This window comes from Maribacter algae, assembly GCF_047345745.1.
GTDB lineage: Bacteria > Bacteroidota > Bacteroidia > Flavobacteriales > Flavobacteriaceae > Maribacter.
Window position 1 is genome coordinate 1,059,401 of the sequence record NZ_JBLFES010000001.1, and the last position, 14,380, is coordinate 1,073,780.

Consider the following 14,380-nt stretch of genomic DNA (forward strand, 5'->3'; position numbering starts at 1 on the left):
CACACCGATCCAATTATGGCATTATTTAATTTTCAGAAACCCGATAAAGTAATAATGATCGACTCTTCAGATTTTGAAGGAAAGTTCGAATTTCGTCCTTTGGAGCCTGGTTATGGATTAACGGTCGGAAATGCATTAAGAAGGGTATTGCTATCTTCATTGGAAGGGCATGCCATCACATCCGTAAGGATTGATAAAGTAGAACACGAATTCTCTGTAATACCCGGTGTTGTTGAGGACGTAACAGAAATGATATTGAACTTAAAACAAGTTCGGTTCAAAAAACAAATTGAAGATTCCGAGGCGGAAGTAGTATCTATTTCCGTAAGTGGTAAAGATCAATTAACGGCTGGTGATTTCCAGAAGTTCATATCCGGTTATCAAGTTTTGAATCCAGATTTAGTCATCTGTAATATGGATGCCAAAGTGAGCATCAATATGGAAATTACGATTGATAAAGGTCGTGGCTATGTTCCTGCTGAGGAAAATAAAAAGTCTGGTGCTCCATTGGGTACGATTGCAGTGGATTCTATTTTTACACCTGTAAAGAATGTAAAATATAGCATTGAAAACTTTCGTGTAGAACAAAAGACGGATTACGAAAAATTGGTTTTCGAAATCGTTACGGATGGTTCTATTCACCCGAAAGATGCTTTGACAGAAGCGGCCAAGGTTTTGATCCATCACTTCATGTTGTTCTCTGATGAGCGCATCACTTTAGAAGCCGATGAGATTGCACAAACAGAGACCTATGATGAAGAATCACTTCACATGAGACAATTGTTGAAAACCAAATTGGTCGATATGGATTTGTCCGTTCGTGCCTTGAACTGTTTGAAGGCTGCTGAAGTTGATACCCTTGGAGATTTGGTTTCTTTCAATAAGAACGATTTGATGAAGTTTAGAAACTTTGGTAAAAAATCATTGACAGAACTTGAGGAACTCGTAATCAATAAAGGATTGAGTTTCGGCATGGATTTGTCAAAATACAAACTAGATAAAGATTAAATAATCATATTTTGCTCTCCCATTAGTTATCGGGATAAGGTAGCAAGATGATAAAATAGAAACATGAGACACGGTAAAAAAGTCAATCATTTAGGTAGAAAAACAGCCCATAGAAAGGCAATGTTGGCCAATATGGCCTGTTCCTTGATTGAGCATAAGAGGATTAACACAACAGTTGCCAAAGCCAAGGCTTTAAAGCAGTTCATAGAGCCCATCATTACAAAATCCAAAGCGGAGAATAATGTAACCGCTGAGAAAGGCACACATAACAGACGTTTAGCTTTTAAACATCTGCGTGATAAATATGCTGTTACGGAATTGTTCAGCGTAGTATCTGAAAAAGTTGCTGACAGACCAGGAGGTTATACAAGAATTATTAAGCTTGGTAACCGTCTTGGGGATAATGCAGATATGGCCATGATAGAGTTGGTTGATTTTAACGAGCTTTATAATGCTGGCAAGCCTAAGAAGAAAACAACAAGAAGAAGTAGAAGAGGTGGTGCTTCCAAAACTGAAGCTCCTGCAGTAGCTGTTGCTGAAACGAAAACTGAATCACAAACAGATGCAGAAGTTAAAGCAGATGACTCTGAAGAATAAAATGTCAATAAATAGTTGATAATTAGGAAAGGATAAGCCGCAAAGCTTATCCTTTTTTTATGTTTTTTTGTTAACTGAACACTAGTAGCGCAAATATGAAATATCAATCCAGGAAAAAAGCATTAATATTATTGTCCGATGGTACTATCTTTTATGGGAAGTCCGTTGGGGATAAAGAGGGAACGGCTTTTGGAGAAGTCTGTTTTAATACCGGTATGACGGGGTATCAAGAGATTTTTACGGACCCATCCTATTTTGGCCAATTGATGGTAACTACCAATGCACATATTGGAAATTATGGAACCAATAAAGATGAAGTAGAATCGGATTCGGTTAAAATTTCGGGTTTGATCTGTAGAAATTTCAGCTATGAATATTCGCGCCCTATTGCAGATAGCAGTCTTGAAGATTTTTTAAATGACAACAACCTTTTTGCTATTTCCGATGTGGATACAAGAGCATTGGTAAATTACATTCGTGACAATGGTGCCATGAATGCGGTCATTTCTTCTAGAGTGGATGATATTGATGGATTAAAAGAAGAACTTTCCAAAGTGCCTAGTATGGAAGGTTTGGAATTATCATCCAAAGTCTCCACGAAGCAGCCTTATTTTTATGGGGATGAAAATGCTACTCATAAGATAGCGGCCTTGGATATAGGTATCAAAAAGAATATATTAAGAAATCTAGCCAAGCGCGGCGCCTATATAAAGGTATTTCCTTACAATACGCCTTTTGAGCAGCTGGCAGATTGGAATCCCGATGCTTACTTTATTTCCAATGGGCCCGGTGATCCAGAGCCTTTGACAGATGCCATAGCAACTGCAAAGGAAATTATTAAAACGAATAAACCTTTGTTCGGAATCTGTTTGGGACATCAAGTAATTGCCTTGGCAAATGGTGTTTCTACTTATAAAATGCATAATGGTCATCGAGGTATCAATCATCCTATTTTAAATCTTTTGACCGGAAAGGGAGAAATCACTTCTCAAAATCATGGTTTCGCCATAAATAAGAAAGAAACGGAAACACATCCAGATTTGGAGATAACCCATGTACATCTAAATGATGATACGGTTGCCGGCATACGTATGAAAAATAAAGATGTGTTTTCTGTACAATATCATCCGGAAGCTAGTCCGGGACCACACGATGCGGATTATCTTTTTGATGATTTTTTCAGTTTGATCGAAAAAACATCAAAACAAACCGTGGAAGTTTAAGGAATCGTTATTTCATTGGGAATTAGCAATATAATTATATCCTCGAAAGCGGTGTTTCGTATATTTGCATTTCGATAAAAATCAACAAAATAAAGGAAGAAACACATGAGTATCATACTAAGCGTGCATGCAAGGCAAATTTTAGATTCAAGAGGAAATCCAACGGTTGAAGTTGACGTCATCACGGAGAATGGAGTAATGGGAAGAGCCGCCGTACCGTCGGGAGCTTCAACGGGAGAGCATGAGGCCGTAGAGTTGCGCGATGGTGGAAGTATGTTCATGGGGAAAGGTGTTTCCAAAGCTGTTGAAAATGTAAACGGACCTATAGCCGATGAAATTTTGGGAATGTCCGTTTTTGATCAAAATCTCTTGGATCAAACTATGATAGATTTGGACGGTACACCGAACAAATCAAAATTAGGTGCCAATGCCATTTTAGGGGTTTCTTTGGCCGCCGCAAAGGCTGCCGCTAATGAATTGGGCCAGTCACTTTTCAAATATGTAGGCGGGGTAAGTGCGAACACACTTCCTGTTCCTATGATGAATATTATCAACGGAGGTTCACATTCCGATGCACCTATCGCTTTTCAAGAATTTATGGTAATGCCAGTGAAGGCAAAGAGCTTTTCCCATGCTATGCAAATGGGTACGGAAATATTCCATAATCTTAAAAAAGTACTTCATGACAGGGGTTTAAGTACTGCTGTTGGTGATGAAGGAGGTTTTGCGCCAAATTTGGCAGGTGGTACGGAAGATGCTTTGGATACTATTGCCAAAGCCGTTGATAAAGCAGGTTATAAATTAGGAGATGATGTTATGATTGCCTTGGACTGTGCTGCTGCGGAGTTCTTTGTAGATGGAAAATACGATTACACAAAGTTTGAAGGTGATAAAGGAGTTGTAAGAACTTCAGAAGAACAAGCACAATATTTGGCCGATTTATCCGCAAAATACCCCATTATCTCCATAGAAGATGGTATGGATGAAAATGACTGGGACGGCTGGAAAGCTCTTACCCAAAAAATTGGTGATACCGTTCAGCTCGTTGGTGACGATTTGTTTGTAACCAATGTAGAACGTTTATCCACAGGGATAGAAAAAGGCATTGCCAATTCTATTTTGATAAAGGTAAACCAGATTGGAACGTTGACCGAAACGATTGCTGCGGTCAATATGGCCAAGAATGCAGGATACACTTCTGTCATGTCTCACCGTTCCGGAGAAACGGAAGATAATACTATCGCCGATTTAGCGGTGGCCTTAAATACAGGTCAAATTAAGACAGGTTCTGCCTCACGCTCCGATAGGATGGCAAAATATAACCAGTTGCTGCGTATTGAAGAAGAACTGGGCACCACGGCATATTATCCGAGAGAAAAAGCATTTAAAATAAACAAATAAGCTATCGCAAAAAGCCTTTCCCTTTCGGAAAGGCTTTTTTTTGGTGTAATAAAAAAAGATGAGTATCTTTTTCATCGCACTTTAACTAACCCTCTACCACAAAGCATATATGAATAGTTTCCTTTTTGTTTCGGCCGAGAATGATGCCATAGCCAACTGTAAAGCAGGAGGTATGGGTGACGTAGTTCGTGATGTTCCACGAGAAATTGCAAAACGTGGGGACAAAGTGCATGTAGTGGTACCTTCTTATTCAAGATTGCATAAAAATGGGATTTTTAAAAAGCATTTGGAATTTCCGCTTAGAGGAACTACTTATAGAGCGGAATTATATGAGGTTATTCCAAAACGTGTCCTTCAAAACATCACTCATTATGTTATACATCATCCTGAAATTGAAGAAGGTGGTATAGCGCATATTTACCATGATGATCCGGAAGAACCTTTTTATACGGATTTTATAAAATACATGATCTTCTGTACGGCAGTCGCAGAAGCAATGAAAACAGGGGCTTTTGGAGATTTGGATATTGTTCATATGCATGATTGGCACTCCAGTGCACTGTTGTTTTTGAAAACATACCACCCTAGATATACCGAGTTAAAGAAACCGAGATATGTTTATAGTATCCATAATTTGGCTATCCAGGGCATTCGCCCTTTCCATGACAACTACGCTTCTTTGCATAATTGGTTCCCGGATATTGAGCTGGATTATAAAGCGTTAATGGATCCACGTTATCAAGACTGTGTAAATCTTATGGCAGTTGGTATACGTTTGGCCGATGCGGTGCACACGGTTTCCCCGTCTTACAAGGAAGACGTCATGTTGCCTAGCCGTAAACCGGAATTTATTGGTGGCGAGAGCTTGGAAAAGGATTTACAGCAGGCGGATAATGAGGGTCGTTTGTTCGGAATTTTGAATGCATCCAATTATGGTAACGTCAGGGAAGTAGAAAAAGGAAGACTCTATAGAAATACGGTAAAAGCATTGTTCCATTGGCTTCAAGACGAATCAAAAAAATACAAAGCCGATTTCTTGGCTCACACCGGGGAAAAGATAATGAAATATGTAGATGAACCCCCAAAATTCATTGTCTCCAGTGTAGCTCGTCTCACGGAGCAAAAGTTTTATTTCTTTATGCGTTCCCCAGAAACGTTGGAAAAAATCCTGAAGAAATTAGATGAAGTAGGAGGTATTTTTATGTTATTGGGTACAGGTGACCCCGGCTATGAGGAGCATTTTAGAAACATGAGTTACAAGCATAAAAATTTTATATTCACCAATGGTCAGTCTGAAGATCTTATAGATTCCATGTATTTGGAAACAAATCTTTATTTTATGCCCAGTTTGTTCGAACCTTGCGGTATTAGCCAAATGTTGGCCATGAGAAATGGGAATCCTTGTTTGGTACATCATACGGGTGGATTAAAAGATACCGTATCACATTTAAAAACCGGATTCGCTTTTGATGGAAAAACCTACGATCAAAAAATACGGAATATGATAAAAGCATTTGACTTTGCCCTTGATATGTGGAAAAATGACCAGGCCCAATGGAAAAAGCTTAAGACTGCTGCAAAGAGAATGCGTTTTACCTGGGAAAAATCATTAGATCAATACTACAAGGTTTTATATTTATTATAACGGATTCAACTTAGGGTAAAGACTTCGTGAACCCCAATGTTAATAATTGTTTAAACAGATTTGTTTAATTGTTAAAATGCCTGCTTTTCCGTAAGTTTACGCTTCGTTTTAAACTTATAGAACTTAGAATAAATGTCAGATAAAGCTACCCTGGAATTCAATGGTAATACGTATGAATTTCCTGTAATAAAAGGAACTGAAGAGGAATCCGCCATAGATATAAAATCATTACGTTCCGCAACGGGAGGTTTGATTACGATTGATCCGGGCTACAAGAACACGGGTTCTTGTGAAAGTGCTATCACTTTTTTGGATGGCGAAAAAGGAATTCTTAGATATAGGGGATATTCCATTGAGGATTTGGCCGAAAAAGCCGATTTTTTAGAGGTTGCTTATCTGTTGATATTTGGGGAACTGCCCAATAAAGAGCAATTAGAAGCTTTTCATATAGACATTAAAAACGAGTCTCATGTTGATGAGGAAATGAAAAAGATTTTGGATGCTTTTCCAAAATCGGCTCATCCTATGGGAGTGCTTTCCTCCCTGACAAGTGCATTGATAGCTTTTAATCCGTCATCTGTGAACGTAACGTCCAAGGACGAAATGTATGGAGCTATCGTCCGTATTATGGCCAAATTTCCAGTTTTGGTGGCTTGGACCTTGCGCAAGAAAAAAGGTTTGCCATTGGATTATGGTGATGACAGTCTAGGATATGTGGAGAACATTCATAAAATGATGTTCAAAAGACCTTCACAAGAATACAAACGCAACAAAATAGTAATCGATGCTCTTGATCAATTATTGATTCTTCATGCCGATCACGAGCAAAATTGCTCTACCTCTACGGTCCGTATCGTAGGTTCTTCCCATGCAGGATTGTTCGCATCGCTTTCTGCTGGTATTTCAGCACTATGGGGACCGTTACATGGCGGGGCGAACCAAGCGGTTTTGGAAATGCTGGAAGCTATTGAAGCTGATGGTGGGGACACTAAAAAGTACATGGCCAAAGCCAAGGACAAATCAGACCCGTTTAGATTAATGGGTTTTGGGCATAGGGTATACAAGAATTTTGATCCTCGGGCAAAGATTATCAAAAAAGCCGCAGAAGAAGTATTGGCAGATCTGGGTATTGACGATCCTATTTTGGAAATTGCAAAAGGCCTTTCCAAAGAAGCACTGGAAGACCCATATTTCGTAGATAGAAAGCTATATCCTAACGTGGACTTCTATTCGGGTATTATTTATAGGGCTTTGGGCATTCCCACGGAAATGTTCACCGTAATGTTCGCTCTAGGTAGACTGCCAGGATGGATTGCACAATGGAGAGAAATGAGATTAAAGGGCGAGCCCATAGGTCGTCCAAGACAAATATATACAGGTGCTACACATAGACCTTTTGTCGAAGTTGACAAAAGGTAGATTGCTACCTCATAAAAAAACAAAAAAGCTTCTCTAATTTTTTTAGAGGAGCTTTTTTTAGTATTAAAAATGAATTTATTTTGAAAAAAATTAGACCATGTTACAACTTAATATTAATGATGAAATCTCCTCTTTAAAGGCAGTTGTCTTGGGAACTGCTAAAAGTTGTGGTCCAACTCCGCTACCGGAAGAAGCTTATGACCCTAAGTCTTTGGAACATATTCTAGCAGGTACATATCCCGTAGAATCTGATATGATCCAGGAAATGGAAGCGTTTGCCACTGTTTTTGAAAAGTACGATGTTGATGTATTTAGACCAGAAGTACTGGAGGATTGTAATCAGATTTTCTCAAGGGATATCGCTTTTGTCATTGAAAACAAGCTCGTTATAGCCAATATTCTTCCCGATAGGGAAAAAGAAGTGGATGCTATTCTGCACGTGTTGGACAGGATTGCAGAGGAGCATATTTTACGTCCGCCAGAAAAAGTTCATGTGGAAGGGGGAGATGTAATGCCTTGGAACGATTATATTTTTGTGGGCACGTACACTGCAGATGACTATCCGGAACACATCACGGCGAGAACGAATAAAGAGGCAGTAGTATATCTGCAAGAACAGTTCCCACATAAAAAGGTGAAATCTTTTGAATTGAGAAAATCTACCAATGCACGTGAAAATGCATTGCATTTGGATTGTTGTTTTCAGCCTTTAGGAAAAGGAAAAGCCATTATACATAAAAATGGGTTTTTGGTAGAAGAGGAATACCAGTGGCTAGTGACTTTTTTCGGAAAAGAGAATATCTTTGAGATAACCGCAGATGAAATGTACCAAATGTTCAGTAATGTGTTTTCCATTTCACCTGAAGTAATTGTTTCCGAGCAAAATTTTACAAGACTGAACAATTGGCTAAAGGAGCAGGGTTTTACTGTTGAAACCATCCCTTATGCAGAGATAGCAAAGCAAGAAGGACTTTTGCGCTGTAGTACATTACCATTAATTAGAGCATAATGCAGATTACCAATACCATATTGATGATTAGGCCGGTTTCGTTCCGTATGAATGAACAGACCGCAGTGAACAACTTTTTTATGGAAGACCTTGATGTGAAGAACGAGGCCATTAATAAAAAAGCACAAAAAGAATTTGATGACTTCGTATCTGTTTTGCGGAGCAAAGGAGTAAATGTTATCGTTGTTCAGGACACCAAGGAACCGGATACTCCCGATAGTATCTTTCCGAACAATTGGATTTCTTTTCATGCTAACGGTACGGTGGGTGTATACCCTATGTTTGCTGAAAATAGACGGAACGAACGTAGAGATGATATCCTGAATATTTTAGAAGAAAAAGGATTCAAGATAGAATCCGTAATAGATTATACTTCTGCTGAGGCGGATAATCTTTTTTTGGAAGGTACAGGTAGTATTCTAATGGACCGAGTAAATCAAAAGGCATATTGTGCACTATCGGATAGGGCAGATGAGGAACTGTTTATAGAATTTTGTGAGGATTTTGATTGTTTTCCGGTCATTTTTAAGGCCAACCAATCCGTTGACGGAAAAAGGCTTCCAATTTATCACACAAACGTGATGATGGCCTTGGGTGAAGATTTTGTGGTCATTTGTTTGGATAGTATCGATGATAAAAAAGAGCGAAAAAATGTTTTGGACCACTTGAAAAAAGATGGAAAGGAAATTATTGCTATCACTGAAGAACAAATGCACCATTTTGCCGGAAACATGTTGCAGGTATTGGGAGCGGATGACAAACGCTATTTGGTGATGAGTTCGGCAGCATTTAATAGTTTGACGAAAGAACAGATTAAAACGATTACATCGCACTGCGAAATTATCCATAGCTCTCTGGACACCATAGAAACTTGTGGAGGGGGAAGTGCCCGATGCATGATGGCAGAGATTTTTCTTCCGAAAGCTTAATTTTTTGCAAAACTGTAGTCAGATAAAATTACTAACTTTTTTGACCCATTTCAATGGAAGTTTATAAGGAGCATATCGTACCGCTATATCTATCCAGGTCGCTTTTTTGATAATTGCTTTTTTATGCGAGAAAGTATCGAATGAATGTTTGCCATGATAGTGGTTTAGGCCAGAATTGCCAACGCCCCCAAACGGTAGGTTTTTATTGGCCAAATGCATTAGGGTGTCATTGATGCAACCTCCACCAAAAGGATACTTGTTGACTATTTTCTTTTGAAATTTTTTGCTGCTCGAGAAGATGTAAAGTGCCAAAGGCTTTTCATATTTTTTGAGATAGACATCGATATCGCTTTCGTTTTCATATGAAATGACAGGTAGAATTGGACCAAAAATTTCTTCTTTCATAGCAGGGCTATCCATTTCCGGTTCATCCAATAAGGTAGGGGCTATATATAGACTTTCATCATTGAATTTTCCTCCGAACAAAATATCCTCATCGGTAATCATATTTTTTAATCTATCGTAATGCTTTTTGGTAATTATTCTTGCCAAATCAGACGATTCTTCTGGGTTTTCACCATAAAAATCTGTAATTGAATTTTTCAGATGCGTAACAAATTCTTGCTTTACGGAGGTATGGACTAGAATATAATCGGGTGCAATACAAGTCTGTCCTCCATTGACAAATTTGCCCCAGACTATTCTTTTGGCAGCCAACTTGAGTTTAGCGGATGCATCAACGATACAGGGACTTTTACCACCTAGTTCCAAGGTTACAGGTGTAAGATGTTTTGCGGCACTTTCATAAATGATTTTTCCAACACGTGTACTTCCCGTAAAGAAAATATAATCCCATTTTTCATCAAGTAATTTTTGGGACTCCTCTACGCCACCCTCCACAACGGAAACGTATTCGCTTGTAAAAGTCTCATGTATCAACTTACTTATGAGTTTGGAAGTGTTCGGAGTTAGTTCCGAGGGTTTAATGACAGCTGTGTTCCCAGCGGCCAAGGCACCGATTAATGGTGAAATAGCGAGCATAAAGGGATAATTCCAAGGAGCTATAATAAGGATATTTCCGTAAGGTTCGGAAATAATATAATCCTTTGAGGGAAAGTTGGCCCAGACCGAGGACACCGGTTCCGGTTTGCTCCATGATTTTATATTCTCTATAAAATAATTGAGCTCGGACAGGACAAATTGAGTCTCCGTAAGGAGCGTTTCAAAAGCGGGTTTTTTAAAATCTTTATATAGCGCGTCACAGATATCATCTTCATATTTTATAATGTTAGCCTTTAATTTTTTAAGTGCTTTTTTCCTGTATGCTACAGATTTTGTTTGATGCGATTCAAAATACGCACGTTGTTTTTCCAGTAAAGACTTTATCATTTTATTTGAACCTGTTTTATATTATGAATTGTTCTTGGCAATGTTCCGTATCATACCCCCAAAAATGAAATAATGTAAGGGTACAATGCTGTACCAATATAATCTGCCTTTTAAACCCCTTGGTCTAAAGGTTGCCGTTTGGTGAAGGATATTATTTTTGTCTATGCGGAACTCCAACCAAGCTTCACCTGGCAATCGCATTTCGGCAAATAACAAGAGTCGCTTTCCCTTTTTATCCGCTAGCAAAACCCGCCAAAAATCCAAGGCGTCCCCGGCAAATATTTTATCGGGATGGGTTCTTCCTCTACGCAACCCAACTCCTCCTACGAGCTTATCTATGAACCCCCTTATTTTCCATAACCAATTTCCGTAGTACCAACCTGTTTGCCCACCTATTTTCCAAATTCGGTTGAGCACTCTTTTGGGGTCATCTATTTTAAGCTTTTGCTCATCTTTCAAGATCCCATATTTAGGCACTTGAATGTATTTTTCCAGATTTTTGTTGAAACGGCCGCTGATCATACTATCCTTCCAGCTACTAACGACCAGATTTTGTTCAATTTTCTTGAAGGCCATGTCAATGGCCTCCATATACGTATGTGGTGTAATCCCCAAGAGTCTGGCCAATCTGTCATCCTTGGCAATGACCTCTATTTTCATGCTGTCTACCAAGTTTAAAGCGAGCTTATAAGAAGTTGAGGTCACAAAATATAACCAATAGGATGAAAGTTTTGGAGTCATTACGGGAACGGTCCATATCCAGTTTTTAAATCCCCTTGCCTTGGCATATTGATGTAGCATCTCTTTGTAGGTGAGTATATCCGGCCCAGCAATATCAAATGAGTCATTGTAGGTTTTCTCGTTTCCCAAAACTCCGGTCAGGAACTTTACCACATCCCGTATGGCAATGGGCTGGGTTTTTGTCAGCACCCATTTTGGGGTAATCATAAAGGGCAGTTTTTCACATAAATCCCTTATGATTTCAAAGGAAGAGCTTCCCGAACCCACAATAATACCAGCTCTGAGTACTGTTAAACTAAAAGGCCCTTCATATAAAATCTGCTCCACATTTTTTCTGGACCAAAGGTGTTTGGATAAATTTTCATCGTTTACGATACCGCTCAAATATATAACTTGCTTAATGTTGGTGCCCTTTGCGTAATTATTAAAGTTCCGTGCGGTGATGGCTTCCATCTCGTCAAAATCCTTGGTAGATGAACTCATGGAATGTATCAGGAAATACGCGGCATCTATATCTCGTGGGATTTTATTTTCAACTACAGCATCCAAAAAATCAATTTCCAGAACTTTGATTTGAGAACGCATATCATCATCCACGGAGAGCCTTGCTTCATTCCGAACGGCACAGACTACTTCATGCCCCATTTTTAGAAGCTGGGGAAGTATACGCATACCAATATAGCCATTGGCTCCTGTGAGAAGAATTTTCATAAATCTTCTATCGATGTGGGTGCATTATCAGCCTTATAATCTAACAATTTTTTAAAGAATTTTTGAACTGCTTTGGTATCGGATTCGACCTTGAAAAAATCGTTGTCCCTATAGATGGAGTAAACAGAAGCCTCTCCTTTATAGATAGTGAGTTTGTAATAGGGTATGACCAAAGCGAACGTTTCAAGCAAGGAGCGAAAACGGACGATTATTCCTTTGGGTCGCATTTCCACATTACAGGTATCACGATTATTGTCCAATATCAGCAAGTTTCGGATTTTCACACTGGTCTCCGTAATGATTAACTTGGGAGAACCTATTCCCCCGAGTTTAAAACGCTCCTTCAGCGTAAAAGGCTTTCCTACTTCAGCATCAATCTTTCTCGTAATTTCTTTGTTGTTGTAAGATACGTTTAGGAGCATGTAACAGTTTTTTATTAAAGTTACTTAAAAGCCTATGGATTACCGAAGGGATTCGGCTTAAAGGGCAAAAATGATTAGTTTTGCAGCCTTAATTACCATGATTGATGAAAATTCAGGAAGTCCTTACGAGCAAAGTCAAAGAAGCGGTTTTAGCAATTTATAAAGTAGAACTGCCCACGGTGGAATTTCAACCCACCCGAAAGGATTTTGAAGGGGATATTACCGCTGTCATTTTTCCTATGCTGCGGTTCGTAAAAGGAAATCCTGTTCAAATCGGTCAAGAAATAGGGGCGTTTTTGGAGCGGGAAGTTGATGTGGTTTCTGGTTTTAATGTAGTGAAAGGTTTCTTGAATATTGTAATTAATGATAGTTTTTACCTCGATTTTTTCAATGGAATAAAGGATGAGAAAGATTTTGGTATTACCGCACCCTCCAATGATGCCGTCATGGTGGAATATTCTTCGCCCAATACCAATAAACCTTTGCATTTAGGGCATATTCGAAATAATTTATTGGGCTATTCTGTAGCTGAAATTTTGAAGGCTTCGGGTAAAAAGGTGTATAAGACGCAAATAATCAATGACCGGGGCATTCATATCTGTAAAAGTATGCTGGCTTGGCAGAAATTTGGAGCCGGAGAAACTCCGCAGAGTACCGGGTTAAAAGGGGATAAGCTCGTCGGAAACTATTACGTTGCTTTTGATAAGGCCTACAAGGAAGAAATAGCTCAAATGGTGACGAATGGGACTGAAAAAAAAGTCGCGGAGAAAGAAGCCCCTATTTTGCTTGAAGCACAACAAATGCTTCAAAAATGGGAAGCCGGGGATGCTGAGGTCGTTGCACTTTGGAAAAAAATGAATGGTTGGGTCTATGATGGTTTTGATATTACCTATAAAAATTTAGGAGTCGATTTTGATAAATTCTACTATGAGAGCGACACTTATCTTTTAGGTAAGGATGTTGTGGCGGACGGTATTGAAAAAGGCGTTTTTTATAAGAAGGAGGATGGCAGTGTCTGGATCGACCTGACGGATGAAGGTCTGGACGAAAAAATTGTGTTACGTTCGGATGGTACGGCGGTGTACATGACCCAGGATATTGGTACTGCGATACAGCGCGTAAAGGACTACCCGGACATTAACGGAATGGTCTATACCGTGGGTAACGAGCAGGATTATCACTTTAAGGTATTGTTCCTGATTTTGAAGAAACTTGGTTTCTCTTGGGCCGAAAAATTGTACCACTTGAGTTATGGAATGGTAGATTTGCCCAGTGGTAAAATGAAAAGCCGAGAAGGTACCGTGGTAGATGCGGATGATTTGATGGAGGATATGACCCAGACCGCCGCCAATATTTCAAAAGAGCTTGGAAAACTGGAAGACTATTCCACTCAGGAAAAACAAGAACTTTACAAAATGATTGGCCTGGGTGCTTTGAAATATTATATTTTGAAGGTAGACCCCAAGAAGCGCATTCTTTTTAATCCAGAGGAGTCTGTAGATTTTCAGGGCAATACAGGGCCTTTTATTCAGTACACCTATGCTAGAATTCAATCTATTTTAAGAAAGGCCGATGATACGAATATTGTCCGGTCAAGCGCAGTCGAGACCCCTGAATTACACCCGAAAGAAAAGGAACTTATCAAGCAAATCCAGTTATTTCCCGAAACCATACAGCTGGCGGCCGAGAATTATAGTCCGGCCTTAATAGCAAATTACACCTACGATTTGGTAAAGGAATTCAATTCGTTTTACCAACAGATTTCTATTTTGGGGGAAACGGACGAACAAAAGAAAATACTGCGCGTACAACTATCCCAAAAAGTAGGGGAGGTGATACGATCAGCGTTTGGGCTCCTCGGTATTTCTGTACCGCAACGGATGTAA

12 protein-coding genes are annotated in these 14,380 nt (G+C 39.3%); 9 read left to right on the plus strand and 3 right to left on the minus strand.

Annotation, left to right across the window (positions count from 1 at the left end):
• Positions 1 to 15 precede the first annotated feature (15 nt).
• The 8 genes from ACKWBX_RS04640 to ctlX all read left to right on the plus strand — a co-directional run bounded on the left by ACKWBX_RS04640 (position 16) and on the right by ctlX (position 9,231).
• The gene (locus ACKWBX_RS04640; RefSeq protein WP_413967482.1) at positions 16 to 1,008 is read left to right on the plus strand and encodes a DNA-directed RNA polymerase subunit alpha; all 993 of its coding nucleotides are present in this window, start codon (positions 16 to 18) and stop codon (positions 1,006 to 1,008) included.
• Between the two features lie 63 nt (positions 1,009 to 1,071).
• Positions 1,072 to 1,605, plus strand: coding sequence for a 50S ribosomal protein L17 (gene rplQ / locus ACKWBX_RS04645; protein WP_413967483.1), 534 nt, complete (start codon positions 1,072 to 1,074; stop codon positions 1,603 to 1,605).
• Positions 1,606 to 1,700: 95 nt separating this feature from the next.
• Positions 1,701 to 2,828, plus strand: a complete 1,128-nt coding sequence (gene carA / locus ACKWBX_RS04650; protein WP_413967484.1) for a glutamine-hydrolyzing carbamoyl-phosphate synthase small subunit — start codon at positions 1,701 to 1,703, stop codon at positions 2,826 to 2,828.
• Positions 2,829 to 2,933: 105 nt separating this feature from the next.
• A complete protein-coding gene (gene eno, locus ACKWBX_RS04655) occupies positions 2,934 to 4,229 on the plus strand; it encodes a phosphopyruvate hydratase (protein ID WP_413967485.1) in 1,296 nt (431 codons plus the stop codon).
• A gap of 109 nt (positions 4,230 to 4,338) precedes the next feature.
• Complete coding sequence (locus tag ACKWBX_RS04660) at positions 4,339 to 5,874, plus strand: glycogen synthase (protein WP_413967486.1); 1,536 nt, start codon at positions 4,339 to 4,341, stop codon at positions 5,872 to 5,874.
• Positions 5,875 to 6,006: 132 nt separating this feature from the next.
• Entirely contained in the window at positions 6,007 to 7,293 is a 1,287-nt protein-coding gene (locus ACKWBX_RS04665) for a citrate synthase (RefSeq protein ID WP_413967487.1), read from the plus strand.
• 97 nt (positions 7,294 to 7,390) lie between these two features.
• Positions 7,391 to 8,302 carry a dimethylarginine dimethylaminohydrolase family protein gene (locus ACKWBX_RS04670; protein ID WP_413967488.1) on the plus strand — a complete coding sequence of 304 codons (912 nt, stop codon included), beginning with the start codon at positions 7,391 to 7,393 and terminating at the stop codon, positions 8,300 to 8,302.
• Positions 8,302 to 9,231 (plus strand): citrulline utilization hydrolase CtlX, encoded by a 930-nt coding sequence (gene ctlX / locus ACKWBX_RS04675; protein WP_413967489.1) that lies wholly within the window; start codon positions 8,302 to 8,304, stop codon positions 9,229 to 9,231. The genes ACKWBX_RS04670 and ctlX overlap by 1 nt, the downstream gene beginning before the upstream one ends.
• A gap of 18 nt (positions 9,232 to 9,249) precedes the next feature.
• Here the strand turns inward: ctlX and ACKWBX_RS04680 are convergent, their stop codons facing one another.
• Genes ACKWBX_RS04680 through ACKWBX_RS04690 form a run of 3 tightly spaced genes read right to left on the minus strand, consistent with a single transcriptional unit; the run spans position 9,250 to position 12,494 of the window.
• Positions 9,250 to 10,620: an aldehyde dehydrogenase gene (locus ACKWBX_RS04680; protein WP_413967490.1), complete on the minus strand. Its 1,371-nt coding sequence runs from the start codon at positions 10,618 to 10,620 to the stop codon at positions 9,250 to 9,252.
• 21 nt (positions 10,621 to 10,641) lie between these two features.
• The gene (locus tag ACKWBX_RS04685; protein ID WP_413967491.1) at positions 10,642 to 12,072 is read right to left on the minus strand and encodes an SDR family oxidoreductase; all 1,431 of its coding nucleotides are present in this window, start codon (positions 12,070 to 12,072) and stop codon (positions 10,642 to 10,644) included.
• Positions 12,069 to 12,494, minus strand: coding sequence for a hypothetical protein (locus ACKWBX_RS04690; RefSeq protein ID WP_413967492.1), 426 nt, complete (start codon positions 12,492 to 12,494; stop codon positions 12,069 to 12,071). The genes ACKWBX_RS04685 and ACKWBX_RS04690 overlap by 4 nt, the downstream gene beginning before the upstream one ends.
• Positions 12,495 to 12,598: 104 nt before the next feature.
• Here ACKWBX_RS04690 and argS point away from each other — a divergent pair, with 104 nt between their 5' ends.
• A complete protein-coding gene (gene argS / locus ACKWBX_RS04695; protein WP_413967493.1) occupies positions 12,599 to 14,380 on the plus strand; it encodes an arginine--tRNA ligase in 1,782 nt (593 codons plus the stop codon).